1 pseudogene is annotated in these 211 nt (G+C 38.4%); it reads left to right on the forward strand.

Annotated features, from left to right (window positions below):
- A pseudogene (locus LI112_RS18760) lies at positions 1 to 211 on the forward strand (RNA-guided endonuclease TnpB family protein); the annotation flags it as partial.

Raw genomic sequence — 211 nt, forward strand, 5'->3', positions numbered from 1 at the left:
CACCAGCCAGTTACAAGAAAGAATATCCCTGGCTGAAAGAGGTGGATTCATTGGCGTTAGCAAATGTACAGATGCATCTGGAAAGCGCATTCCATAAGTTTTTTCGTGAACCATCTGCAGGATTTCCGCGTTTCAAATCAAAGAAGTCATCAAGAAAATCTTATACAACAAACGTAGTGAATGGAAATATCTTTCTGGAAGGAAAATATTT

It is taken from the genome of Blautia sp. 210820-DFI.6.14, from assembly GCF_020558815.1.
In the GTDB taxonomy this organism is placed as follows: domain Bacteria; phylum Bacillota; class Clostridia; order Lachnospirales; family Lachnospiraceae; genus Blautia_A; species Blautia_A obeum.